Consider the following 21,061-nt stretch of genomic DNA (forward strand, 5'->3'; position numbering starts at 1 on the left):
TCCACGCCAGCCGCGGCAACGCTAGCACAAGGCGTTGCGTTCGCGGTTGCCGTCGCCTGGATCAATCGACCAGCGACGCGCAGTCGATCACGAACCGGTATTTCACGTCGCTGCGCTGCATCCGCTCGTAGGCCTCGTCGATCCGTTGCACCGGGATCATCTCGATCTCCGACACGATGCCGTGCTCGGCGCAGAAGTCGAGCATTTCCTGGGTTTCGGCGATGCCGCCGATCAGCGAGCCGGCGATCGAGCGGCGGCCGAAGATCAGCTGGCCGATGTTCGGGGTCGGGTGCGGGTGCTCGGGCACGCCGACCAGACACAGGGTGCCGTCGCGCTTGAGCAGGGCGGTGAGCTGGTCGAGGTCGTGGCTGGCGGCGACGGTGTCGAGGATGAAGTCGAAGCTGCCGGCATGCTGCTTCACCTCGTCGGCGTTGCGCGAGTTGACCACCTCGTGCGCGCCGAGGTCGCGGGCGTCCTGGCGCTTGCTTTCGGAGGTGGTGAAGGCAACCACGTGCGCGCCCATCGCGCGGGCGAGCTTCAGGCCCATGTGGCCGAGCCCGCCGATGCCGACGATGCCGACCTTCTGGCCGGGGCCGACGTTCCAGTGGCGCAGCGGCGAATACGTGGTGATGCCTGCGCACAGCAGCGGCGCGACCGCGGCGAGCTGCTCGGCGGGATGGCCGATCTTCAGCACGAAACGCTCGCTGACGACGATCCGCTCCGAGTAACCGCCCAGCGTGTGGCCGGGCGGATCCTGCGTGCGACCGTTGTAGGTGCCGGTGAAGCCGCGCTCGCAGTACTGCTCCAGCCCGTCGCCGCAGGCCGCGCACTGCTGGCAGCTGTCGACCATGCAGCCGACGCCGACGGTGTCGCCCACCCCGAAGCGGGTGACCGCCTCACCGACCGCGCTGACCTGGCCGACGATCTCGTGGCCGGGCACGCACGGGTAGCGGGTGCCGCCCCACTCGGAACGGACCGTATGCAGGTCGGAATGGCAGACGCCGCAGTAGGCGATGTCGATCTGTACGTCGTGCGGGCCGGGTGCGCGGCGCTGGATCAGCATCGGTTCCAGCGGCTTGTCGCCGGCATGTGCGCCGTAGGCGTTGGTGGTCATGGGGTGGCTCCGGAGGGGGAGGGGCGATTCTCTCACCCCCGCCTTTCCGCCCGGTCAACGCCGTCGCGGTTACTCGACCGAAAGCCCTTCGACCTTCTGCCAACCGCGCGGCAACAATCCACCACGCGTCGCCCGCGCGCCGACGTAGCCGTCGAGGTCCTTCCACGGCAGCGTCATCGTGCGGGCGCCGGACTTCACCGACAGCGTGCCGCCCGGCGCAACCACCGCCACCGCGACCACGCGCTCGGTGCCGAGCTTGGCCTTGGGGATGTCGATAAGCTTGTTGCCCTTGCCCTTGTCGAGCTCCGGCAGCTCGGACACCGGGAACGCCAGCAGGTGCCCGGCGCTGGTGGCGACGACGACGCGGTCCTGTTCGACATCGCCGACCTGTGCCGGCTGCACCACCTTCGCGTTGGGCGTCAGCGACAGCATTGCCTTGCCGGCCTTGTTGCGGCTGGTGAGGTTCTCGAAGCGGGTCACGAAGCCGTAGCCGTGGCTGGACGCGAGCACGAAACGGGTGTCGTTGTCGCCGCTGGCCACCGCCTGGAACGACGCACCCGGCGCCGGCGAGAAGCGCCCGGTCAGCGGTTCGCCGTTGCCGCGCGCCGACGGCAGGCTGTGGACGATGGTCGAGTAGCTGCGGCCGGTGGAGTCGAGGAACGCCACCTGCTGGTTGCTGCGCGCACGGGCGTAGGCCTGCAGCTCGTCGCCCTCGCGGTAGCTGAGCGCGGCGGCGTCGACGTCGAAGCCCTTGGCCGCGCGCACCCAGCCCTTTTCGCTGACGACCACGGTCATCGGTTCGCTTGGCGCCAGGTCGGTCTCCGACAGCGCCTGCGCGGCACCCCGGGCGACCAGCGGCGAGCGGCGGGCGTCGCCGAACTTCTTCGCGTCGGCCAGCAGCTCGTCCTTGATCAGCTTGCGCAGCTTGGCCTTGCTGCCCAGCGTCGCGACCAGCTTCTCGCGCTCGGCCTCCAGCTCGGCCTGCTCGCCGCGGATTTTCATCTCCTCCAGCCGCGCCAGCTGCCGCAGCCGGGTTTCGAGGATGTAGTCGGTCTGCTCCTCGCTGAGCTCGAAGCGCTTCATCAGGACGGGTTTGGGCTCGTCCTCGGTGCGGATGATGCGGATCACTTCGTCGAGGTTGAGGAAGGCGACCAGCAGGCCTTCCAGCAGGTGCAGGCGGCGCTCGACCTTCTCCAGCCGGTGGGTCAGGCGGCGGGTCACGGTGTCGGCGCGGAACTGCAGCCACTCCGACAGGAACGCCTTCAGGCTCTTCACCTGCGGGCGGCCGTCGAGGCCGATCACGTTGAAGTTGACCCGGAAGCTCTTCTCCAGGTCCGTGGTGGCGAACAGGTGGCCCATCAGCTGGTCGATGTCGACCCGGTTGCTGCGCGGGACCAGCACGATGCGGGTCGGGTTGGCGTGGTCGGACTCGTCGCGGATGTCCTCCAGCCACGGCAGCTTCTTGGCGCGCATCTGGGTGGCGATCTGCTCGATCACCTTGCTCGGCGAGACCTGGTGCGGCAGGGCGGTGACGACGATGTTGGCGCCGTCCTTTTCGAACACCGCGCGCGCCCGGACGCTGCCGTTGCCGCTTTCGTACATCGACACCAGGTCGGCGCGCGGGGTGATGATCTCGGCCTCGGTCGGGTAATCCGGGCCGAGCACGTGCTCGCACAGGTCACGCGTCGTCGCGTCGGGGTCTTCCAGCAGCCGGACGCAGGCGCTGACGACCTCGTTGAGGTTGTGCGGCGGCACGTCGGTGGCCATGCCGACGGCGATGCCGGTGGTGCCGTTGAGCAGCAGGTGTGGCAACCGCGCCGGCATCCACGAGGGTTCTTCCAGCGTGCCGTCGAAGTTCGGGTCCCAGTCGACCGTGCCGTGGGCGAGCTCACCCAGCAGTATCTCGGCGATCGGGGTCAGCTTGGACTCGGTGTAGCGCATCGCCGCGAACGACTTGGGGTCGTCGGAGGAACCGAAGTTGCCCTGGCCCTCGATCAGCGGATAGCGGTACGAGAACGGCTGCGCCATCAGCACCATCGCCTCGTAGCAGGCGCTGTCGCCATGGGGGTGGAACTTGCCGATGACGTCGCCGACGGTGCGCGCGGACTTCTTGGGCTTGCTGGCGGCGTTGAGGCCGAGCTCGCTCATCGAGTAGATGATGCGGCGCTGCACCGGCTTGAGCCCGTCGCCGAGGAACGGCAGGGCGCGGTCCAGCACCACGTACATCGAGTAGTCGAGGTAGGCGCGCTCGGCATACTCGCGCAGGGGGATCTGTTCGAAACCGTGGAAGGTCGGACGTACGGATTCAGTCATGCGGGAGGTTCGGTCCTGGGCGGCCGGGGTTCAGCGGTGCAGTTCGCCGGAGGCCTCGGGCTGGTAGGCGATCGACAGCACCTGCAGGCTCACGGTGCGCCCGCCCGGGACGGGCCATTCGATGGTGTCGCCCACGCGCAGGCCGAGCAGGGCGCTGCCGACCGGCGCCAGGATCGAGACCCGGTCGGCCTGGCCGTTGACGTCGCGCGGGTAGACCAGGGTCAGCTCGCGCTCCTGGCCCTGGTCGCCGCCGTCCATCACGCGGAAGCGGGCGGTGGAGTTCATGGTGATGACGTCGGCCGGCATCTGCGCCGGCTCGAGGATCTGCGCACGCGACAGCTCGGCTTCCAGCGCGGAGGTATCGAGGTCGGCGCTGCCGGGAGCTTCGAGCAGCGCTTCGAGGCGCTCGCAATCCAGGCGCGAAACGAGAATGGTGGGGGCGGTCATGCGTGGGCTCCAATGCATGCGGGCGACGCAAGATGCGCCGCCCGCGACTGGAGTGAGTCTACTCCAGACCCCGGCCGCGGCGCAGTGGGGGCGTCGGCGGCATCTCCCGGGGCGTCATTGCCGCCGCCCCGCGCGATCCGGTGAAGGAAGTGTTGACATCGCCACCGCCGCCCGCCAATATGCGCGGCCCGCACAGCAACAACGTGCGGTTTGCCCAGGTGGCGGAATTGGTAGACGCACTAGCTTCAGGTGCTAGCGGGGGCAACTCCGTGGAGGTTCGAGTCCTCTCCTGGGCACCAAACACCGACCGGTGACTACCGCACCGGACACACGAAGAACCCCGCTCCGGCGGGGTTTTTTGTTGCCCCGGCGCCTGCCCGGACGCGCACGCGGCCGCACGGGGCGTTGACGGTCGGCGTGTACCATCGCTTCGATGAACAAACCCCCCAGCAAGCGCGGCGCGAAAGCCCGCAAGTCGCCCGGCAAGGCCGGTGGTCAGAAGGCCGGAGGCGCGAAGGCACCGGCGTCGCGCAGCGGCGGAGCGAAGGCCGCCGGCGGCCGCGGCAAGCCGGCAGGCAAAAAGCCCGGCTGGCTCCCCGAACCGCCCCCGCGCGGCGCTCGCAAACCACCGCTGGCGCCGCTCCACGGCGAGCCCCAGCGCGGCAAGGATGGCCGGCCGGCCGACCCGTATGCCGACCGCGAGGCCGCGCGCTACGAACAGCCGATCGCCAGCCGCGAGATGATCCTGCAGCTGCTGTCGGCGTCCGACGGCCCGATCGAGGCCGAGGCGCTGGCGGAGAAGCTCGGGCTGACCGCGCCGGACCGCTTCGACGCGCTGACCGCGCGCCTGCGGGCGATGGTCCGCGATGGCCAGCTGCTGCAGAACCGCCGCGGCGGGTTCGTGCCCGCCGAACAGGTCGACCTGGTGGCCGGCAGCGTGATCGCCAACCCGGACGGTTTCGGCTTCCTGCGGCCGGACGCGGGCGGCGACGACCTGTTCCTGCCGCCGTACGAGATGCGCAAGGTCATGCATGGCGACCGCGTGCTGGCCAGCATCACCGGCATGGACCGGCGCGGCCGCCAGGAAGGCGCGATCGTCGAGGTGCTCGAGCGTCGTCTGAGCCGGATGATCGGCCGCTACATCCTCGACGACGGTGTGAGCTACGTGGAGCCGGACGATCGCCGGATCCAGCGCAACGTGCTGATCCCGCCGGAAAGCCGCGGCGACGCGCAGGCCGGGCAGCTCGTCGTGTGCGAGCTGACACGCGCCCCCGACGCCCGCCGGCCACCGATGGGCCGGGTGCTGACCGTGCTCGGCGAGCGCCTGACCGCTTCGCTCGCGGTGCAGGCCGCGATCCACGGCCACGACATCCCGCACGAGTTCCCGCAGCCGGTGCTCGACCAGGCCGCCGCGGTGCCGCTGGACGTGCCGGATGCGGATGCGCGCGGCCGCGTCGACATCCGGGACCTGCCGCTGGTCACCATCGACGGCGAGGACGCCAAGGACTTCGACGACGCGGTCTGGTGCGAGCCGAACCGCGAGGGCTTCCGCCTCGTCGTCGCGATCGCCGACGTGTCGCACTACGTCCGCCCCGGCACGCCGCTGGACGACGAGGCGCAGAAGCGCGCGACCTCGGTGTATTTCCCGGGCTTCGTCGTGCCGATGCTGCCGGAGACGCTGTCCAACGGCATCTGCTCGCTCAAACCCAGGGTCGACCGCCTGTGCTTCGTCTGCGACATGCAGATCGACCGCAAGGGCGAGGTGACCGGGTCGAAGTTCTACGAGGCGGTGATGCATTCGCACGCGCGCCTGACCTACACCCAGGTCTGGAACGCGGTCGGCGACGATGCCAGCGACGAGGACCGCGAGGACGCGCTGGGCCGGATCGGCACGTTGCTGCCGCAGGTGCAGCGCCTGCACCAGCTCTACCAGGTGCTGGCGAAGGCGCGCGCCAGGCGCGGTGCGATCGAATTCGAGTCCAGCGAGGTGCGCTTCGTGCTCGGGCCGAAGGGCGAGGTCACCCAGGCCGGCATGATCCTGCGCAACGACGCACACAAGCTGATCGAGGAATGCATGATCGCGGCCAACGTCGAGGCCGCGAAGTTCCTGATCGAAGCGGAAGTGCCGGCGCCGTACCGCATCCACGACCGCCCGCCGGAGCAGAAGTACGCCGACCTGCTGGAGTTCCTCAAGGAGTTCAAGCTGCGCATGCCGCCGTGGACGAAGGTGCAGCCGCGCGACTTCACCAGCCTGCTGAAGAACATCCGCGAGCGCGCCGACTCGACCCTGATCGAATCGGTGCTGCTGCGCAGCCAGTCGCTGGCGGTGTACCAGCCCGAGAACGTCGGCCATTTCGGCCTGGCGCTGGAGGCCTACGCCCACTTCACCTCGCCGATCCGGCGTTACCCGGACCTGCTGGTGCACCGGGCGATCAAGCATGCGCTGAGCGGGAAGAAGCCGGAGAAGTTCAAGTACTCGCCCAGCGACATGGCCCAGCTCGCGCTGCAGTGCTCGGAACGCTCGCGCCGGGCGGAGGAAGCCGAACGCGAGGTCGACGAGCGCTACCGCGCGGCGTGGATGGAGCAGCATGTCGGCGGCGAGTTCGACGGCGTGATCAGCGGCGTGACCAGTTTCGGCCTGTTCGTCGAACTGGACCAGTCGAAGGTCAACGGGCTGATCCACGTGACCCAATTGCCGCACGACTACTACCACTTCGACCCGATCCGCAAGACGCTGACCGGCGAGCGCCACGGCCGCGAATTCCGTCTCGGCGACCGCGTCAGCATCATCGTGATGAAGGCCAGCGTGGAGGAGCGCAAGATCGATTTCAGGCTGGTCGAGGAGCGCGGGGCCAAGCCGCTGCCCGAGCGTGGCAAGCCGGCGAAGCGGGTGAAGCAGAAGTACTAGGCGGCGGGCGCCGTACAATGGCGCCCCGCCTCCCACGCCCCACGCCCCATGAGCCAGAAACAATGGATCGCCGGCATCAACGCCGTCGCCGCCGCGGTCGAGCACGATGCCGACAACGTCCGCGAGGTGCTGATCGAGGCCGGGGCGAAGAATCCGCGGCTGGCGGAGATCGAATCGTCTGCGCGTCGGGTCGGCATCGATGTCCGGCGCGTCGCGACGCAGGCGATCGACGGCGTGGTCGGCAACCTGCGCCACCAGGGCGTGGTCGCGCGCTACGCGGCGGCCAGGACCTGGAGCGAGAACGAGCTGAAGGAGCTGGTCGATGCGGCGGCAGGCCGCGCGCTGGTGCTGCTGCTCGACGGCGTGCAGGACCCGCACAACCTCGGCGCCTGCCTGCGCAGTGCCGCCGCGGCCGGCGCGACCGCGGTGGTGATCCCCAAGGACAAGTCGGTGCAGGTCAATGCGACCGTGCGCAAGACCTCCGCCGGTGCCGCCGACAGCATCCCGGTGGTGCCGGTGACCAACCTCGCCCGGACCATGCGCGATCTGCAGCAGATGGGTGTCTGGTTGTACGGGCTGGCCGGCGAGGCCGAATCGCCGCTGTACGCGCTCGACCTGCGCGGCAACGTCGGGCTGGTGCTCGGTGGCGAGGGCGACGGCCTGCGCCGGCTGACCCGCGAGAACTGCGACCAGCTGGTGCGTATCCCGATGCCGGGTGAAGGGGTGGAGAGCCTCAACGTTTCGGTGGCGGCCGGCGTGACCCTGTTCGAGGCGGTGCGCCAGCGGCAGGGCTGAACGCGGCCTGGCTCAGCCGGCGGAGGCGCCGCGTGGCCAGCTGTTGACGATGCGGCAGAACAGCTCGGAGGTCCGCTCGGTGTCGTAGACGGCCGAATGCGCCTCGTTGGGGTCCCAGTGGAAGCCGGCGGCCTGCACCGCGCGGGCGAGCACGGTCTGGCCGTAGGCGACGCCGGCCAGCGTCACCGTGTCGAACACGCTGAACGGGTGGAACGGATTGCGCTTGTGGCCGACCCGCGCGACCGCGGCGTTGAGGAAATTCAGGTCGAAATGGGCGTTGTGGCCGACCAGGATCGCGCGCTGGCAGCCGTGCTTCCTGCACGCTGCGCGCACCGGCGCGAATACGTGGTCGAGCGCCGCGCGTTCGGGCTTGGCGAGGCGGAACGGGTGGTCGAGCCTGATCCCGGTGATCTCCAGCGACTTGGGGTCGATCTCCATCCCTTCGGCCGGCACCAGGTGCGCATTGGTGGTTTCGCCGGGTACCAGCAGGCCGTCGTCGTCGAGTTCGACCGGCTGCACGGCGATCTCCAGCAGCGCGTGGCGGTTCCAGTCGAAACCACCGGTCTCGACATCGACCACCACCGGCAGGTAGCCGCGGAAGCGGGTGGCCAGCGGTGACGCGGAACCGGGCGTGGACACCGGTTCCGCGGGCGTGGTGGGGGCGGGGGCTGTCATCGCGGGAAGCCTAGCAGACGGGGATGGCCGCCCCGCTGCGCGTGCCCAGGACGATGCCGTCGCGTCGCAGCTCCGCTAGCGTCCGCCTGCCTTCGTCGATGAAGGCGTCGATCGACGGCGCCGCGGCTTCGGTGGCAAGCGCTTGCAGCTGGCTGCGGCCGTCGAGTTCCGGGTGCTGGTCGAGCCGTTGCAGCAAACGGAACGTGAGCGCGCTGAGCTGCCGGAAGCGGACCGTGCCGTCGTCGTCGCGGGTCAGCAGCAGGCAGGTGGCCTCGGCCGGGGGCGCGTCGGGCAGGAAGCCGGGGCCGATGCGGTGCACCGGCCACGCGTAGGCCAGCGGCCACGCCAGCGGCGAGACCAGCGGAGCGCCGGCCAGCAGGTCGCCGTGGGGATCGTGGGCGATGTCGCCGATGCGCGCCTCGCTGATCTGCAGGGCGAGTTCGACCCACTCGTAGTGGGCGAGTTCGGCCAGCCACGGCGGGTCGCCGCGGGCATTGTCGGCGCGGCCCTCGACGTAGCGCAGGAACTCGCGCGCGATCTCGGGGAACAGCGGGGTGCGGACCGGGTGTTCGCGGTAGAAGTCACGCACGAACGTCGACCAGCGGCCGGCGTCCGGCGCGGCCGACAGGATCCGCCGGATCACCGGGAAGTTGCCGCCCAGCATCGACTCCATGTTGTTGAAGAACAGCTCGCGGTAGACCCTCAGCCGCCGAGGCTCGATGCCTTCCGGGGCGGGCGCGTGGTCGGGGTCGCGGATGTAGTCGGCAAGCGCGCGCTGGGTGTCGGCGAACGCATCCGGGGTGCTTGCATGCCGGGGTGACTCCGGCGACGGTGCGCCGGGACGGTCGGCCTCAGGCGGCATGGCGCCGGCCGTTGCGGGTCGCTGACAGGTGGCTGCGGACGGTGTCGAGTTCGCCCATCAGTTCGGCCAGCGGCGGCAGGTTGAAATCGCGCTCGAGCAGGGTCGGGCGCGGGCCGAACACGCGGTATGCCTCGGACAGCAGTGCCCAGACCGGGTCGCTGACCGGCGCGCCGTGGGTGTCGATCTTGAAGTCCGCGGCCTCGTCGTAGTGGCCGGCGACGTGGATGTACGCGATGCGGTCGCCCGGCAGCGCGTGCAGGAAGTCGACCGCGTCGTAGCCGTGGTTGGTCGCGTTGACGACGATGTTGTTGACGTCCAGCAGCAGGTCGCAGTCGGCGCGGTCCAGCACCGCGCGGATGAAGTCGATCTCGGCCATGCCGCGGGGCTCCAGCGTCGCGTAGTAGGAGATGTTCTCGACCGCGATGCGGCGGCCTAGCACGTCCTGAACGTGGCGGATGCGGCTGGCCACGTGCGCCACTGCGGCGTCGGTGAATGGCAGCGGCATCAGGTCGTACAGCTGGCCGCGGGCGTCGCTGCAGGCGCTCAGGTGCTCGCTGTAGACCGGGCTGCGGAGGCGGTCGAGGAACCGGCGCAACCTGCCGAGGAAGGTCTCGTCGAGCGGCCCGGGCCCGCCCAATGACAGCGACAGGCCATGGCAGACGATGGGATGGTGCGCGGCGAGCTCGTCGAAGCCGTCGCCGAGCGCGCCGCCGACGCCGATCCAGTTTTCCGGCGCGGCCTCGAGGAAGTCGAAGCCGCCGGGCGCCGCCGCACGCAGCGGACCCAGCAGCGCACGCCGCAGGCCGAGGCCGACGGCGTCCTCGGCGAGCGGCGCCGGTGCGGTCATCGCGTCAGGTGGATAGCGCGCGCGGAGTGCGTCCGTCGCGGGCTACATGCCGCCGCACTTGCCCTCGCCGCACTTGCCTTCCATGCCGGCCTTGTCGTCCTTGCCGTCCTTCATGGCGGCGTGGCGCGCGTCCATCTCTGCGGCGCTGATGAAGCCATCGCTGTCCGCGTCGTACTCGGCGAAGCGGCTGTCGTCACCGCCGTGGGCCGCGGCAAATTCGGCAGGCGAGAGCCGGCCGTCCTTGTCGGTGTCCATGTTCTCGATGCCGTGCGAGACGTGGTCGGCGTGATCCTGCGCGGCGCCGAGCATGTAACCCTGCGCGAGCGGCGTGGCGGCAAACGCGGTACCGGCCAGGAGCAGGCTGCCGGCGATGCCGGCGGCGGCGAGGACGGGCTTGTTCGACTTGCTGGACATCGGCTGTCTCCGTGGGGGCGGCGTGGCCGCGGTGGAGCGATGCTAGCGCGGTTTGCCCCCGGAGCGACCAGCCCGCCGCCCTACGGGGCGACGGTGTTGCTGTCGTCGCGCTTCTCGCGCGGCGGCAGTTCGTCGTTGCCGCGGACCAGGAACCACACGTTCTCGGCGATGTTGGTGGCGTGGTCGCCGATACGCTCGATGTTCTTGGCCATGAACAGCAGGTGGGTGCAGCCGGTGATGGAGCGCGGGTCCTCGGCCATGTAGGTCAGCAGCTCGCGGAACAGCGCGGTGTAGGCGGCATCGAGCTCGGCATCGCGGTCGCGGACCGCCTGCGCGGCGGTGACGTCGTTGTCGCGGTAGGCCACCAGCACGTCGCGCAACTGCTGCACCGCGATCCGGCCGATCACCTGCAGCCCGCCCACGTGCGGCAGCGGAGGGGCGAGGTTCAGCGCGGTCGAACGCTTGGCGACGTTGGCGGCGTAGTCGCCGATACGCTCGATGTCGGAGGCGATGCGGATGGCGGCGAGGATCTCGCGCAGATCGCGCGCCATCGGCCCGCGCAGGGCCAGCTTCATGACATCGTGGCTGATCTCCTGCTCCAGCGCGTCGATCGCCTCGTCGTTGCCGATGATGCGTTCGGCGGCCTTGTCGTCGCGGCGGGCGACCACGTCCAGCGCGGCCTCCAGCTGCGCGGCGGCCATCCCGCCCATGCGCAGGGTCTCGCCGAGCAGGCGACGCTGCTCGTCGTCGTAGCTCTTGACGATGTGGTCGTGGGGCTGGCTGCTCATGGTGGTCTCCTCAGCCGAACCGGCCGGTGATGTAGTCCTCGGTCTGCTGCTTTTCCGGCGCCGAGAAGATCCGGTCGGTCGGTCCGTGCTCGACCAGGTCGCCCAGGTACATGAAGGCGGTGAAATCGGAAACGCGCGCGGCCTGCTGCATGTTGTGGGTCACGATCGCGATGGTGTAGTCGTTCTTGAGTTCGGCGACCAGCTGCTCGATGCGGCTGGTGGAGATCGGGTCCAGTGCCGAGGTCGGCTCGTCCAGCAGCAGCACGTCCGGCCGCAGCGCCACCGCGCGGGCGATGCACAGGCGCTGCTGCTGGCCGCCTGAAAGCCCGAGCGCGCTCTGGCCGAGCTTGTCCTTGACCTCGTCCCAGAGCGCGCCCTGGCGCAGCGCCAGCTCGACCCGGTCGTTCATCTCCGCCTTGGACAGCTTCTCGTGGTGGCGGATGCCGTAGGCGACGTTCTCGAAGATCGTCATCGGGAACGGTACCGGCTTCTGGAACACCATCCCGACCTTGCTGCGCAGCCGGTTCATCGGGTACTTCGGGTCGAGGATGTTCTCGCCGTCCAGCAGCACCTCGCCCGAGGCGCGCAGCTTCGGGTACAGCGCGTAGATCCGGTTGAACACGCGCAGCAGGGTCGACTTGCCGCAGCCGGACGGGCCGATCAGCGCGGTGACCTGCTTCTCGGGGATCTCCAGGTCGATGCCCTTGAGCGCGTGGAACCGGTCGTAGTGGAAGTCGAGCCCGCGCGCGGCGAGCTTCACCGGCGCCTGCGTGGCGATGGCGGGGGCGATGGCGTCGTTCATGGCGGGTATCTGGAAAGTGGAAGGGTGCGGCGCAGCGACGGTGCGGCGGGACAGGGCGGCCTCAGTCATGGTTCACCCGCTTGCGCGAGACGATCGCGCGGGCCACCAGGCTGATCAGCAGCACGAACGCGGTCAGCACCAGCGCGCCGGCCCAGGCGATGCCCTGCCAGGTCTCGTACGGGCTGCCGGCGTACTGGTACATCACCACCGGCACGCTGGCCATCGGCCCGGTGATGTCGGTGCTCCAGTACTGGTTGCCGAACGCGGTGAACAGCAGCGGCGCGGTCTCGCCGGAAATGCGGGCCAATGCCAGCAGGATGCCGGTGACGATGCCCGGCATCGCCGAGCGGTACATCACCTGCACCGTGACCTTCCACTGCGGCACGCCCAGCGACAACGCCGCCTCGCGCATCTGCGACGGCACCAGCCGCAGCATCTCGTCGGTGGTGCGCAACACCACCGGCAGCACGATGAAGGCCAGCGCGATCGCACCGGCGATGGCGGAGAAGTTGCCGCCGGCCTGCATCACCACCAGCGTGTAGACGAACAGGCCCAGCACGATCGACGGCGCCGACAGCAGGATGTCGTTGACGAAGCGCACCACCGTGCCGACCCGGCTGGCGGCGCCGTACTCGGCCAGCCAGGTGCCGGCGGCGATGCCCAGCGGCGTGCCGATGCCGATCGCCATCAGGCACATCACCGCGCTGCCGAAGAAGGCGTTCTTCAGGCCGCCCTCGGCCATCGGCGGCGGCGTGTTCTGTGTGAACAGCGCCCCGTCGATGCCCGAGATGCCCTTGGCCACCAGCGTCCACAGGATCCAGCCGAGGAACAGCAGGCCGAGCCCGGCAGCGAGGCAGGCCAGCACCAGCGACACCGCGTTGGTGATCCGGCGCCGGCGGTACAGGGCGTTGGAGTTGCGCAGGGCGCGGTTGCCGGCAACGACGGCCATGTCAGTTGCCCTCCCGGCGCGACAGGTGGTTGAGCATCAGCCGCGCGATCGCCAGCACGATGAAGGTCACGATGAACAGCACGAAGCCGAGCAGCAGCAGCGCCGAGCGGTAGGTCTCGGTCGCCTCGCCGAAGTCGTTGGCGATCAGCGCGGCGATGGTGGTGCCCGGTTCCAGCAGCGAGGCGGTGAAGCGGGTCGAGTTGCCGATGACGAAGGCCACCGCCATCGTCTCCCCAAGCGCCCGGCCGAGGCCGAGGAAGATGCCGCCGATCACCGCCGAACGGGTGTAGGGCAGCACGATGTCCCAGCTGACCTCCCACTTCGTCGAGCCCAGCGCGTAGGCCGATTCCTTCAGCCGGGTCGGCACGGTCAGGAACACTTCACGCATCACCGAGGAGATGAAGGGAATGACCATGATCGCCAGCACGATGCCAGCGGTGAGCATGCCGATGCCGATCGGCGGACCCTGGAACAGCGGACCGACCACCGGCAGCGTGCCGAGGTGCTCGTTGGCCCACGGCGTGACGTGCTGGGTCATCACCGGCACCAGCACGAACAGGCCCCACATGCCGTAGATGATCGACGGGATGCCGGCCAGCAGCTCGATGGCGGTACCGACCGGGCCGCGCAGCCAGCGCGGCGCCACCTCGGTCAGGAAGAAGGCGATGCCGAAGCTGACCGGGATCGCGATCAGCATCGCGATGACCGCGGTGACCACGGTGCCGTAGATCGGCACCAGCGCGCCGTACCGGTTTTCGACCGGGTTCCAGTCGGCGCTGAAGAAGAAGTCGAGGCCAGACGCCTCGAGCGCATGGCGACCACCCCACAGCATCGACAGCGCGGCGCCGGCCAGCGCCAGCAGCACGAACACCACGGTCGCGACCAGCGCGTATCGGAACAGCCGGTCGTTGCGGGCGTCCTTGTGGTCGCGGGTGGCTGGCAGGGCGATGGCGTTCATGCGGGTATTCGGTTCCTTGGCCGGCAGTACGCCCCCGGTGCGCGAGGCAACCGGGGGCGGTCCGACGAGACGCGGTTACTGCGCGGCGGGGGCCTTGAACTCGGTGGCCCAGTACTGCTCGATCTGGCCGACCAGCTCGGGCGGCAGCGGCACGTAGTCCAGCGCCGACGCCTGCTGCTGGCCGTTGTGCAGCGCCCACTCGAAGAACGCACGCGCGGCGGCGCTGCGCTGCGGATCGGCCGGCTGCTCGTACATCAGGATGAAGTTGGTGGCGGTGATCGGCCACGCCTGCTCGCCCGGCGCATTGGTGATGACCAGGTTGAAATCCTGCACGCTGGTCCAGTCCGCGGTCGCGGCGGCCGCGGCGAAGGCCTCGGCGCTCGGCGCGACGAAGTTGCCGGCCGCGTTCTGCATCATCGCGTAGGCCATGTCGTTCTGCAGCGCGTAGGCCAGTTCGACGTAGCCGATCGAACCGTCGATCTGCTGCACGTAGGACGCAACGCCCTCGTTGCCCTTGCCGCCGACGCCGTCGGGCCACTGCACCGACTTGCCTTCGCCGACCGCGTCGGCCCACGCCGGGCTGACCTTGGTCAGGTAGTTGGTGAAGTTGAAGGTGGTGCCCGAGCCGTCCGAGCGCTGCACCAGGTTGATCTTGGTGGCCGGCAGCTCGACGCCCTCGTTGACCGCGGCGATCGCCGGGTCGTTCCAGGTCTTGACCTTGCCCAGGTAGATGTCGGCCAGCAGCGGGCCGGTCAGCTTCAGCTCGCCGGCCTCGATGCCCTTGACGTTGACCACCGGCACCACGCCGCCGATCACCGACGGGAACTGCAGCAGGCCGGCCTCGGCCAGCTCCTCGCTCGACAGCGGTGCGTCGGACGAACCGAAGTCGACGGTGCCGGCCTTGATCTGGGCGATGCCGCCACCCGAGCCGATCGACTGGTAGTTGACCTGGTTGCCGGTGGCGGCGTTGTAGTCGGCCGACCACTTGGAGACCAGCGGGAAGATGAAGGTCGCGCCGGCGCCGGTGATCTGCGCGGCGACCTTGTCACCGGTGCCGGTGGCGGCGTCCGGGGCGGCGTTGCCGGTGCCCGCGGCCGGGGCGGCGTCGTTGCCGCCACACGCGGCGACCGCCAGCGCAACGGCGAGGGAAAGGGCGGCGGTGCGGAGGTTGAAACCGGCCGACGAGGTGTTCATGCGGGAACTCCGTGACGAGGAAATGCCGGCACCTGCCGGCGGGTGCGACCATGAAATGATGTTTTTGTTACGCCGATATGACAGTTGCGGACGTTTGTTACAGCCGCGGTCACGCCGGCGCGGGCAAAAAAACGGGCGCGACCTTGGTCGCGCCCTGCCGTGGAGGAGAGAGAGTGGGTGGCCCGGCGGGCCGTGCGGCCTATTGGAGCCGCCGGATGTTGCAGGCGTGTGTCGCCGCGTGCCTTACCAGTAGAACTGCAGGCGGGTCTCGATGATGTTCGGGTCGTCGCTGACGCCCCCGCGCTCGCTGTCGACCTGAACGTAGTTGAGCGCGAACTTGAAGTTCCTGCGCCAGTACCAGTTGACGCCGGCGGTGATGGCGTCCATCCGGCCGCCCTGCACGCTGCCGTCGTCGAGGTCGATCGTGTCGTAGCGCAGGCCGACCTGCCACAGCCCGCGCGCCGGGTCCTCGGCCTTGCCGGTGCCCGGGGTGCCGTTCTTGTAGCTCCAGGTCTCGCCAGTCAGGTTGTACAGCGCGCTCAGGTAGCCGCCGGTGGCGGCGTAGTCGGCGTTGTCGTGGCGGCTGACGTCGGCGTGCATGTACTCGCCCTGCAGCTTCAGCGGGCCGCGCACCCAGAAGCTCTCGAGCCCGGTGGTGGCGATGCGGTCGGTGTCGCGCAGGGTGCCGGTGTCGGCCAGCCGCACCGCGGCGAGGTCGGCCTGCGGGCGGGTGCGCAGGCGCAGGGTATCGGCGTCGGTGTCCTGGTCCACGTAGGACAGGCCGAGGTGGAAGATGTGGCCGTCACTGTTGACCGGCGCGAACGTGCCGCGCACGCCGTAGCCGGCGCCGTGGGCACCGCCGCTGGTCAGCTCGCGGCCGAAGCTGGAGGCGGTGACGCCCCAGTTGTCGGCCGAGTAGCTGTAGGCCGCGCCCAGCCGGCGCGAGACGGCGAAGGTGTTGGTGCTCATCGCCTTGGAAATGAAGTCGTTGTTCTTGGTCGACGACAGTTCCTCCATCCCGTGGGGCTGCTTGAACTGGCCGACGGTCAGGCCGTGGCCGCCGCCGAAGTCGTAGCCGACGTTGACGTCGAGCCACTTGTCGGACTTGGCGTCGTAGCCGATCACCCAGTCGAACGCGCCCGGGCCCTTGCCCTTGAGCACGAGTTCGGCGCGGCGCAGCTCGCTGTCGCTGTCACTGCCGTCGCCGGCATCGCCGTCGAGGTCGGCCAGGTCGTTGTCGTACCAGCTGTTGTCGGCCTGGACGAGGCCCTCGAAGCTGATCTCGGAGCCGCCGATGGTGTCGATCACCACGCCGGCCTGGGCCAGCGGGGCGAAGCCGGCGAGGAGCATCGCGGCAACAAGACGGTTCGGTGTGATTTTCATGACGGTTTGGTGTCACCACTGGGGAAGTGCGCGCAGGTTAGGCGGCGAATCTTGCAGCAATGTGACATTGCTGCGGTGTGGTTACACCCGTTTTGCAGTCTGGTGAATCCCCGCGCCCCGCCGTCACGCTCAGGGGGGCGGGAGCTGGAAGGCCACCTCCGCCCTCAGTGAGCCGTTGCGCTTGCCGATGTCGAGCGATGCCGGCGCGATGCCGTGGCGGTTGCGCAGGCCGTCGAGCCAGCCGAACAGGGCCGGCGCCGCCACCGCGTCGATGCCGATGACCAGTAGGCCGGCGTCGCTGCGCTGGCGGGTGACCGGCACTTGCGCGGCCGTGGCGCTTTCGAGTACGGCCCGGGTGAAGGCGTCGCCGGTCGTGATGGCCGGGCGATCGGCCTGCAGCTCGCGGATCGCGCGGATGGCGGCGGCGAGTTCGGCGTGGTCGGCGGCGGCGCGCCGGTGGTCGCGGACGGCGGCATCGGCACGGGCCTGCAGCGGGCGCAGCACGCCCAGCCACAGGACGAAGGCCGCGACTGCCACGGCCATCAGCGCCAGCATGGCGCGCTCGCGCGGGGCGAAGGTGTCCCAGCGGTCGCGGAAACGGTGGTGCGGGGTGGTCATGGCTGCGCTGCCAGTTCGACGGTGGTGTGGATGCGGCCACTGGTGTTGCGGCTGCCGGTGGCCTCCAGCGACAGGCCGGACGCGGCGACGGCGTCGCGCAGGCGGTCGACGTCGCGCGGGTCCGCGTGGGCGATGGTGGCGACGAGGGTTTCGCCACTGAAGGAAAGCGTGTCGATTTCGGCGCCGTCGATGGCGGCGACCGTGGCGGACAGGGCGGCGGTGGCACGGGCGAAGGTATCGCCGGCGCGCAGTCCGGCCAGCTGAGCGCGGACCGCGGGCAGCGGTGTGTCGGTGGCGGCCAGCGACGGCAGCACGGTGCGGGCGAGGGCGCGCGACTGCACGGCGAGCGCATCGGCGGCGCGGGCGTGGTGGATGGCCTTCGCCCCGAGCAGCAACGCCGGCGAGGCCGCCAGCACCGCGGCGAGGACGGCGGCGCGACGCCAGGCCGGCCAGCCTTCGCGCTGCGGCGGGATGCGGGCGAAGTCGTGCTGCAGCAGGTCGATGGGCGGCGAGAGCGCGCCGGCGGCGAGTGCTTCGTCGAGGTCTTCGATGGGCGCCCGGCGCCGTTCATCGATGACCGCGTCGGCCAGTGCGGGCTCGGCGGCGAAGGCGAGTCGCTCGCCGCGCACCAGCCATTCGCCGGCGTGCCCGGCGACGGTCACCGCATCCGGATCGTCGGGCATGGGCAGCAGCAGCGGTGCCGGCACCACGGCGTCGGCGGTGATGCCCTGCGCGGCTGTGCGGTCGAGCCAGCCGCGCATGCGGGACGCATCGACGCAGACCACGAGCCGTTGCCGGCCCTCGGTGGTTTGCGGGCCGATCGCGACGTGCTGGCAGTCGGCCGCGACCGCGAGGTGGTCGGCGACCAGCAGGCGGGCGGCGGCCAGCGCCTGCAGGGGGTTGCGCGCCGGCAGGTCGAGCCACAGCACGTGGCAATCGGCGCCGGGGACGACGAGGAGGTTGCGCGCGCCGGCGTCGACGGGACCCGGCTCGGAATCGGCAAAACGTTCGCGGGCGAGCACGCGGCCGGCGGCGTCGACCCGCAGCCGGACGATGTCGCCGTCGGGGTCGGACGGGAGCAGGAACAACTGCAGGGCAGGGGTCATTCGGGCAGGGTCCAGCGGCGGGCGACCAGCCGTGCGCGGCCGGCGGCGAGTTCGAACAGAGCGCTCGAGACGAACTGCGCGCCGCCGTGTTCGACCCGGGTCTGGAGGGCGAAGTAGTGCGGTTTCAGCTCGATCCCGGTGAATACGGCGTCGGGCAGGCCGAGCGCCGCCAGCACCGGCTCGGCGCGCAGCGTGGCGATGTCCGGCCAGCCGGCGCGCGGGCGCGACTGCAGCAGCCGGCGCGCGGCGGGCGCGGACAGCGCACCGTCGGTCAGCGCCACCAGCAGCACCGCGTGGTCGGCGTCCAGCGCGTTGAGGTTGACGGGCGAGCGCGCATCGATTGGCAACGCGCAGATGTACGGGCGCAGCGACTCGTAGAGTTCGGCGTCGAAACCGGCGACCGCGCGCAGCTCGCTGGTCTCGGCCAGCAGGGCGCCGGCGGTCCGGTATGCCGGCGCGCGCAGGGCGTAGTAGCTGTCCTCGGCGCCGTTGGAACCGGGTACGGCATCGGTGTCGATCCAGTCGACCAGTGCATCGACCAGCGCAGCGGAGCGATGCGCGGGCACGCCGAGTTCGCGCAGCAGCATCCCGAACTGGCGCGCGCCGGCCTCGCGACGCTGCCACAGCTCGCCCGCACCCTCGACCACGCTGTTGAGGTTGAAGCAGGTGCTGGCGTCGTCGAGCTGCGCCTGGACCAGGCCGTCGCCGGTCGGGAACACCATCGGCCGGCCGTTCCAGCGTTCGGCCGGGACCGTGCCCGCACCGGCCGCGGCCAGCCGCTCGATCTGCGCGCGCGCCAGCGTCTCGGCGCCGAGCGCATGCCAGCGCGCCTGCGCCATCGCCTGCGCGTTGGTCGCGCGGCGCAGGCCGAAGCGGATGTCGTCGAGCACGCTGGTCACCAGCACCGCCATCACCGCGACCAGCAGCAACACGGTCAGCAATGCGACGCCTTGCTGACGGGCGCGCGGAGCGGGTGCCGGCATCACGTCGCCGTCCCCGGTAGCAGCAACAGCTGCTCGATCCGGCCCAGTCCGTCCAGTTCCAGCGTCAACCGCACGGCGTCGGGCATCGCCGCGGCGCCGCCGGCCCAGCCGCGGTTCCATTGGCCGCGATGGTGGTATTCGATGGACGCCGCACGGATGCCGGTCAGCAGCACCTGCGGCGTACCGGTCGCGGCGCCGTCGAGCGCGGCCCGGCTGGCGCGTTCGAGCTGGCCGTCGACGATCCGGTATTCGATGTACTGGAGTGACGCGCGCGGCTCGCCGTCGGGGTTGGCCCAGCCACGGCGGACCAGCGCCAGCAGCGGTTCGCCGCCGCGCCCGGCGCCATCGGTGCGGCCGACGAAGGCGTTGCGCGCGGGCGCACCATCGCGCCCGCGCACGCGCCGCACCGCGGCCTGGGCGAGGTCGGCCTGCAGCAGCCCCCGCGCGCGCTGGAACTCGCCGAGCCGGTCCATCCGCGCCTGGACCACGCCCTGGTTGTCGGCCGCGTAGGCCATCACCCCGACGCCGACCGCCGATAGAAGCGCGAAGATCAGCAGCGCCACCAGCATTTCGACCAAGGTGAAACCGGCGGTGCGCGCGGCCATCACGGCGCCTCCCGGAACACGGTCGCCTCGGCGGCGACGCGCTCCTCGCCGGCCGGCATCACCGCGACGTCGATCCGGACGATCGCCGCCATGTCGGTCGGGCTGACGCTGCGGGTCCAGCGCCAGGCGCGATCGCCGAGCAGCGTCTCACCGGCGTCGGCGCCGGCCGCCAGTTGCGCGGGCGTCGCCAGCAACGCTTCGGCGGCGCGGTTGTCGGCCACCACGCCCGCCAGCACCTGCTCCTCGACCACCACCGCGGTGCGGGTGTTCTCGCCGGCGAGGTTGAGCAGGGCAAGCACGGTCAGGCCGAACACCGCCAGCGCGACCAGCAGTTCGATCAGCGAGAAGCCGCCGATGGCCCGGCGCGCGTCAACGCAGGCCATCGACCACCACCTCGCCGGCGGCGTCGACCGCCACCCGCACCTTCTGCCCGTCGCGCTGCAGCTGCACCTCACCGGTGCGGGCGCCGCCGGCCGGATCGAAGCGGAAGCTGACACGGTGATCCGCATCGCCGACGAGCGCGGTGCCTTCGTTCCACGTGACCGGCCCGAATGGACCGTCGTCGAGCGGCTGCCAGTCGCCGAAGTCCTGCCGCGCGAACGTGTAGCCGCCGGCGTCGACCGTCACCTGCACCGCGCGGGTGGTCAGGATCGCCTCCTCCTGCGCGCGCACCAGCCGCGCCGCCAGCGTGTCGGCCTCCAGCGCGAGCCGGCGGCCGTCACCGGGTGCGGTCAGCGCCACCGCCACCCCGGCCAGGCCGAGGATCACCAGCACCACCATCAGCTCCACCAGCGTGAAGCCGTGGGGCAGGCGCGCAGGATGGCGGCCGCGACGGTGCATCGGCGTCGCTCAGTTCCAGTTGCCGATGTCGGCGGCGTCGCCCTCGCCACCCTCGGCGCCGTCGGCACCGAACGAGTAGATGTCGAACGCGCCGCTGCGGCCCGGCTGGCGGTACTGGTACGGGTTGCCCCACGGATCGGCCGGCAGCCGGCGCACGTAGCCGCCCTTGCGGTAGCGCTCCGGCCGCGCCAGTCCGGCGGGCGCCTGCACCAGGGCGTCCAGTCCCTGCTCGGTGCGCGGATAGGCCAGGTTCTCCAGCCGGTAGGTCTCGACCGCCTGCTCCAGTACCGACACGTCGGCGCGGGCCTTCTCGACCATCGCGCGGTCCTGGCTGGGCATCACGTTGATCATCACCACCGTTGCCAGCAGGCCGATGATGACGATGACCACCATCAGCTCGACCAGGGTGAAACCGGCGGCGTGGCGGGCGGAGCGGGGCGTGCGGCGGGGTGCGCGCATG

22 protein-coding genes and 1 tRNA gene are annotated in these 21,061 nt (G+C 70.5%); 3 read left to right on the top strand and 20 right to left on the bottom strand.

Annotation, left to right across the window (positions count from 1 at the left end; translation table 11 throughout):
• Positions 1-61: 61 nt before the first annotated feature.
• From N799_RS07870 to rnk, 3 genes are all read right to left on the bottom strand, one after another.
• Complete coding sequence (locus N799_RS07870; RefSeq protein WP_036210456.1) at positions 62-1,114, bottom strand: NAD(P)-dependent alcohol dehydrogenase; 1,053 nt, start codon at positions 1,112-1,114, stop codon at positions 62-64.
• 69 nt (positions 1,115-1,183) lie between these two features.
• Positions 1,184-3,427 carry a DNA topoisomerase IV subunit A gene (parC, locus tag N799_RS07875; protein ID WP_036210459.1) on the bottom strand — a complete coding sequence of 748 codons (2,244 nt, stop codon included), beginning with the start codon at positions 3,425-3,427 and terminating at the stop codon, positions 1,184-1,186.
• Between the two features lie 30 nt (positions 3,428-3,457).
• Positions 3,458-3,874, bottom strand: a complete 417-nt coding sequence (rnk, locus tag N799_RS07880) for a nucleoside diphosphate kinase regulator (RefSeq protein WP_036210462.1) — start codon at positions 3,872-3,874, stop codon at positions 3,458-3,460.
• A gap of 212 nt (positions 3,875-4,086) precedes the next feature.
• Between rnk and N799_RS07885 the strand changes: the two genes are divergently transcribed.
• The 3 genes from N799_RS07885 (at position 4,087) to rlmB (ending at position 7,577) form a co-directional block, all read left to right on the top strand.
• Positions 4,087-4,173 (top strand) — tRNA-Leu (locus tag N799_RS07885).
• 134 nt (positions 4,174-4,307) lie between these two features.
• Positions 4,308-6,782, top strand: coding sequence for a ribonuclease R (gene rnr, locus N799_RS07890; RefSeq protein WP_036210466.1), 2,475 nt, complete (start codon positions 4,308-4,310; stop codon positions 6,780-6,782).
• Between the two features lie 48 nt (positions 6,783-6,830).
• Positions 6,831-7,577 (top strand): 23S rRNA (guanosine(2251)-2'-O)-methyltransferase RlmB, encoded by a 747-nt coding sequence (gene rlmB / locus N799_RS07895; RefSeq protein ID WP_036210469.1) that lies wholly within the window; start codon positions 6,831-6,833, stop codon positions 7,575-7,577.
• Between the two features lie 12 nt (positions 7,578-7,589).
• Here rlmB and rnt read toward each other — a convergent pair whose 3' ends face one another.
• The 17 genes from rnt to gspG form a co-directional block, all read right to left on the bottom strand.
• Entirely contained in the window at positions 7,590-8,252 is a 663-nt protein-coding gene (gene rnt, locus N799_RS07900) for a ribonuclease T (protein ID WP_036210472.1), read from the bottom strand.
• 10 nt (positions 8,253-8,262) lie between these two features.
• Positions 8,263-9,114 carry an HvfC family RiPP maturation protein gene (locus N799_RS07905; protein ID WP_081974822.1) on the bottom strand — a complete coding sequence of 284 codons (852 nt, stop codon included), beginning with the start codon at positions 9,112-9,114 and terminating at the stop codon, positions 8,263-8,265.
• Positions 9,104-9,961, bottom strand: coding sequence for an HvfB family MNIO-type RiPP peptide maturase (locus N799_RS07910; protein WP_036210475.1), 858 nt, complete (start codon positions 9,959-9,961; stop codon positions 9,104-9,106). Before N799_RS07910 ends, N799_RS07905 begins: the two co-directional genes overlap by 11 nt.
• A gap of 42 nt (positions 9,962-10,003) precedes the next feature.
• Positions 10,004-10,375, bottom strand: a complete 372-nt coding sequence (locus N799_RS07915; RefSeq protein WP_036210480.1) for an HvfA family oxazolone/thioamide-modified RiPP metallophore — start codon at positions 10,373-10,375, stop codon at positions 10,004-10,006.
• An 80-nt stretch (positions 10,376-10,455) separates the two neighbouring features.
• Positions 10,456-11,163, bottom strand: coding sequence for a phosphate signaling complex protein PhoU (gene phoU / locus N799_RS07920; RefSeq protein WP_036210483.1), 708 nt, complete (start codon positions 11,161-11,163; stop codon positions 10,456-10,458).
• A gap of 10 nt (positions 11,164-11,173) precedes the next feature.
• On the bottom strand, positions 11,174-11,965 hold the full coding sequence (gene pstB / locus N799_RS07925) for a phosphate ABC transporter ATP-binding protein PstB (RefSeq protein ID WP_052101354.1): 792 nt from the start codon (positions 11,963-11,965) through the stop codon (positions 11,174-11,176).
• A 61-nt stretch (positions 11,966-12,026) separates the two neighbouring features.
• Positions 12,027-12,914, bottom strand: a complete 888-nt coding sequence (pstA, locus tag N799_RS07930) for a phosphate ABC transporter permease PstA (protein ID WP_052101355.1) — start codon at positions 12,912-12,914, stop codon at positions 12,027-12,029.
• 1 nt (position 12,915) lies between these two features.
• Positions 12,916-13,872 (bottom strand): phosphate ABC transporter permease subunit PstC, encoded by a 957-nt coding sequence (pstC, locus tag N799_RS07935; RefSeq protein ID WP_036210491.1) that lies wholly within the window; start codon positions 13,870-13,872, stop codon positions 12,916-12,918.
• 75 nt (positions 13,873-13,947) lie between these two features.
• The gene (gene pstS / locus N799_RS07940; RefSeq protein ID WP_036210494.1) at positions 13,948-15,066 is read right to left on the bottom strand and encodes a phosphate ABC transporter substrate-binding protein PstS; all 1,119 of its coding nucleotides are present in this window, start codon (positions 15,064-15,066) and stop codon (positions 13,948-13,950) included.
• 243 nt (positions 15,067-15,309) lie between these two features.
• Positions 15,310-16,449 (bottom strand): OprO/OprP family phosphate-selective porin, encoded by a 1,140-nt coding sequence (locus N799_RS07945; protein ID WP_036210497.1) that lies wholly within the window; start codon positions 16,447-16,449, stop codon positions 15,310-15,312.
• A 129-nt stretch (positions 16,450-16,578) separates the two neighbouring features.
• Complete coding sequence (gene gspM / locus N799_RS07950) at positions 16,579-17,067, bottom strand: type II secretion system protein GspM (RefSeq protein ID WP_036210500.1); 489 nt, start codon at positions 17,065-17,067, stop codon at positions 16,579-16,581.
• Positions 17,064-18,173, bottom strand: coding sequence for a type II secretion system protein GspL (gene gspL, locus N799_RS07955; protein WP_081974823.1), 1,110 nt, complete (start codon positions 18,171-18,173; stop codon positions 17,064-17,066). Before gspL ends, gspM begins: the two co-directional genes overlap by 4 nt.
• The gene (gspK, locus tag N799_RS07960) at positions 18,170-19,156 is read right to left on the bottom strand and encodes a type II secretion system minor pseudopilin GspK (RefSeq protein ID WP_036210506.1); all 987 of its coding nucleotides are present in this window, start codon (positions 19,154-19,156) and stop codon (positions 18,170-18,172) included. The genes gspL and gspK overlap by 4 nt, the downstream gene beginning before the upstream one ends.
• Complete coding sequence (gene gspJ, locus N799_RS07965) at positions 19,156-19,761, bottom strand: type II secretion system minor pseudopilin GspJ (protein ID WP_036210510.1); 606 nt, start codon at positions 19,759-19,761, stop codon at positions 19,156-19,158. Before gspJ ends, gspK begins: the two co-directional genes overlap by 1 nt.
• On the bottom strand, positions 19,761-20,144 hold the full coding sequence (gspI, locus tag N799_RS07970) for a type II secretion system minor pseudopilin GspI (RefSeq protein ID WP_036210513.1): 384 nt from the start codon (positions 20,142-20,144) through the stop codon (positions 19,761-19,763). The genes gspJ and gspI overlap by 1 nt, the downstream gene beginning before the upstream one ends.
• Positions 20,131-20,601: a GspH/FimT family pseudopilin gene (locus tag N799_RS07975; RefSeq protein WP_052101356.1), complete on the bottom strand. Its 471-nt coding sequence runs from the start codon at positions 20,599-20,601 to the stop codon at positions 20,131-20,133. The genes gspI and N799_RS07975 overlap by 14 nt, the downstream gene beginning before the upstream one ends.
• Positions 20,602-20,610: 9 nt before the next feature.
• Positions 20,611-21,060 (bottom strand): type II secretion system major pseudopilin GspG, encoded by a 450-nt coding sequence (gene gspG / locus N799_RS07980; protein WP_036210516.1) that lies wholly within the window; start codon positions 21,058-21,060, stop codon positions 20,611-20,613.
• Position 21,061 lies beyond the last annotated feature (1 nt).

The sequence above is a fragment of the Lysobacter arseniciresistens ZS79 genome, from assembly GCF_000768335.1.
Classification (GTDB): Bacteria; Pseudomonadota; Gammaproteobacteria; order Xanthomonadales; family Xanthomonadaceae; genus Novilysobacter; species Novilysobacter arseniciresistens.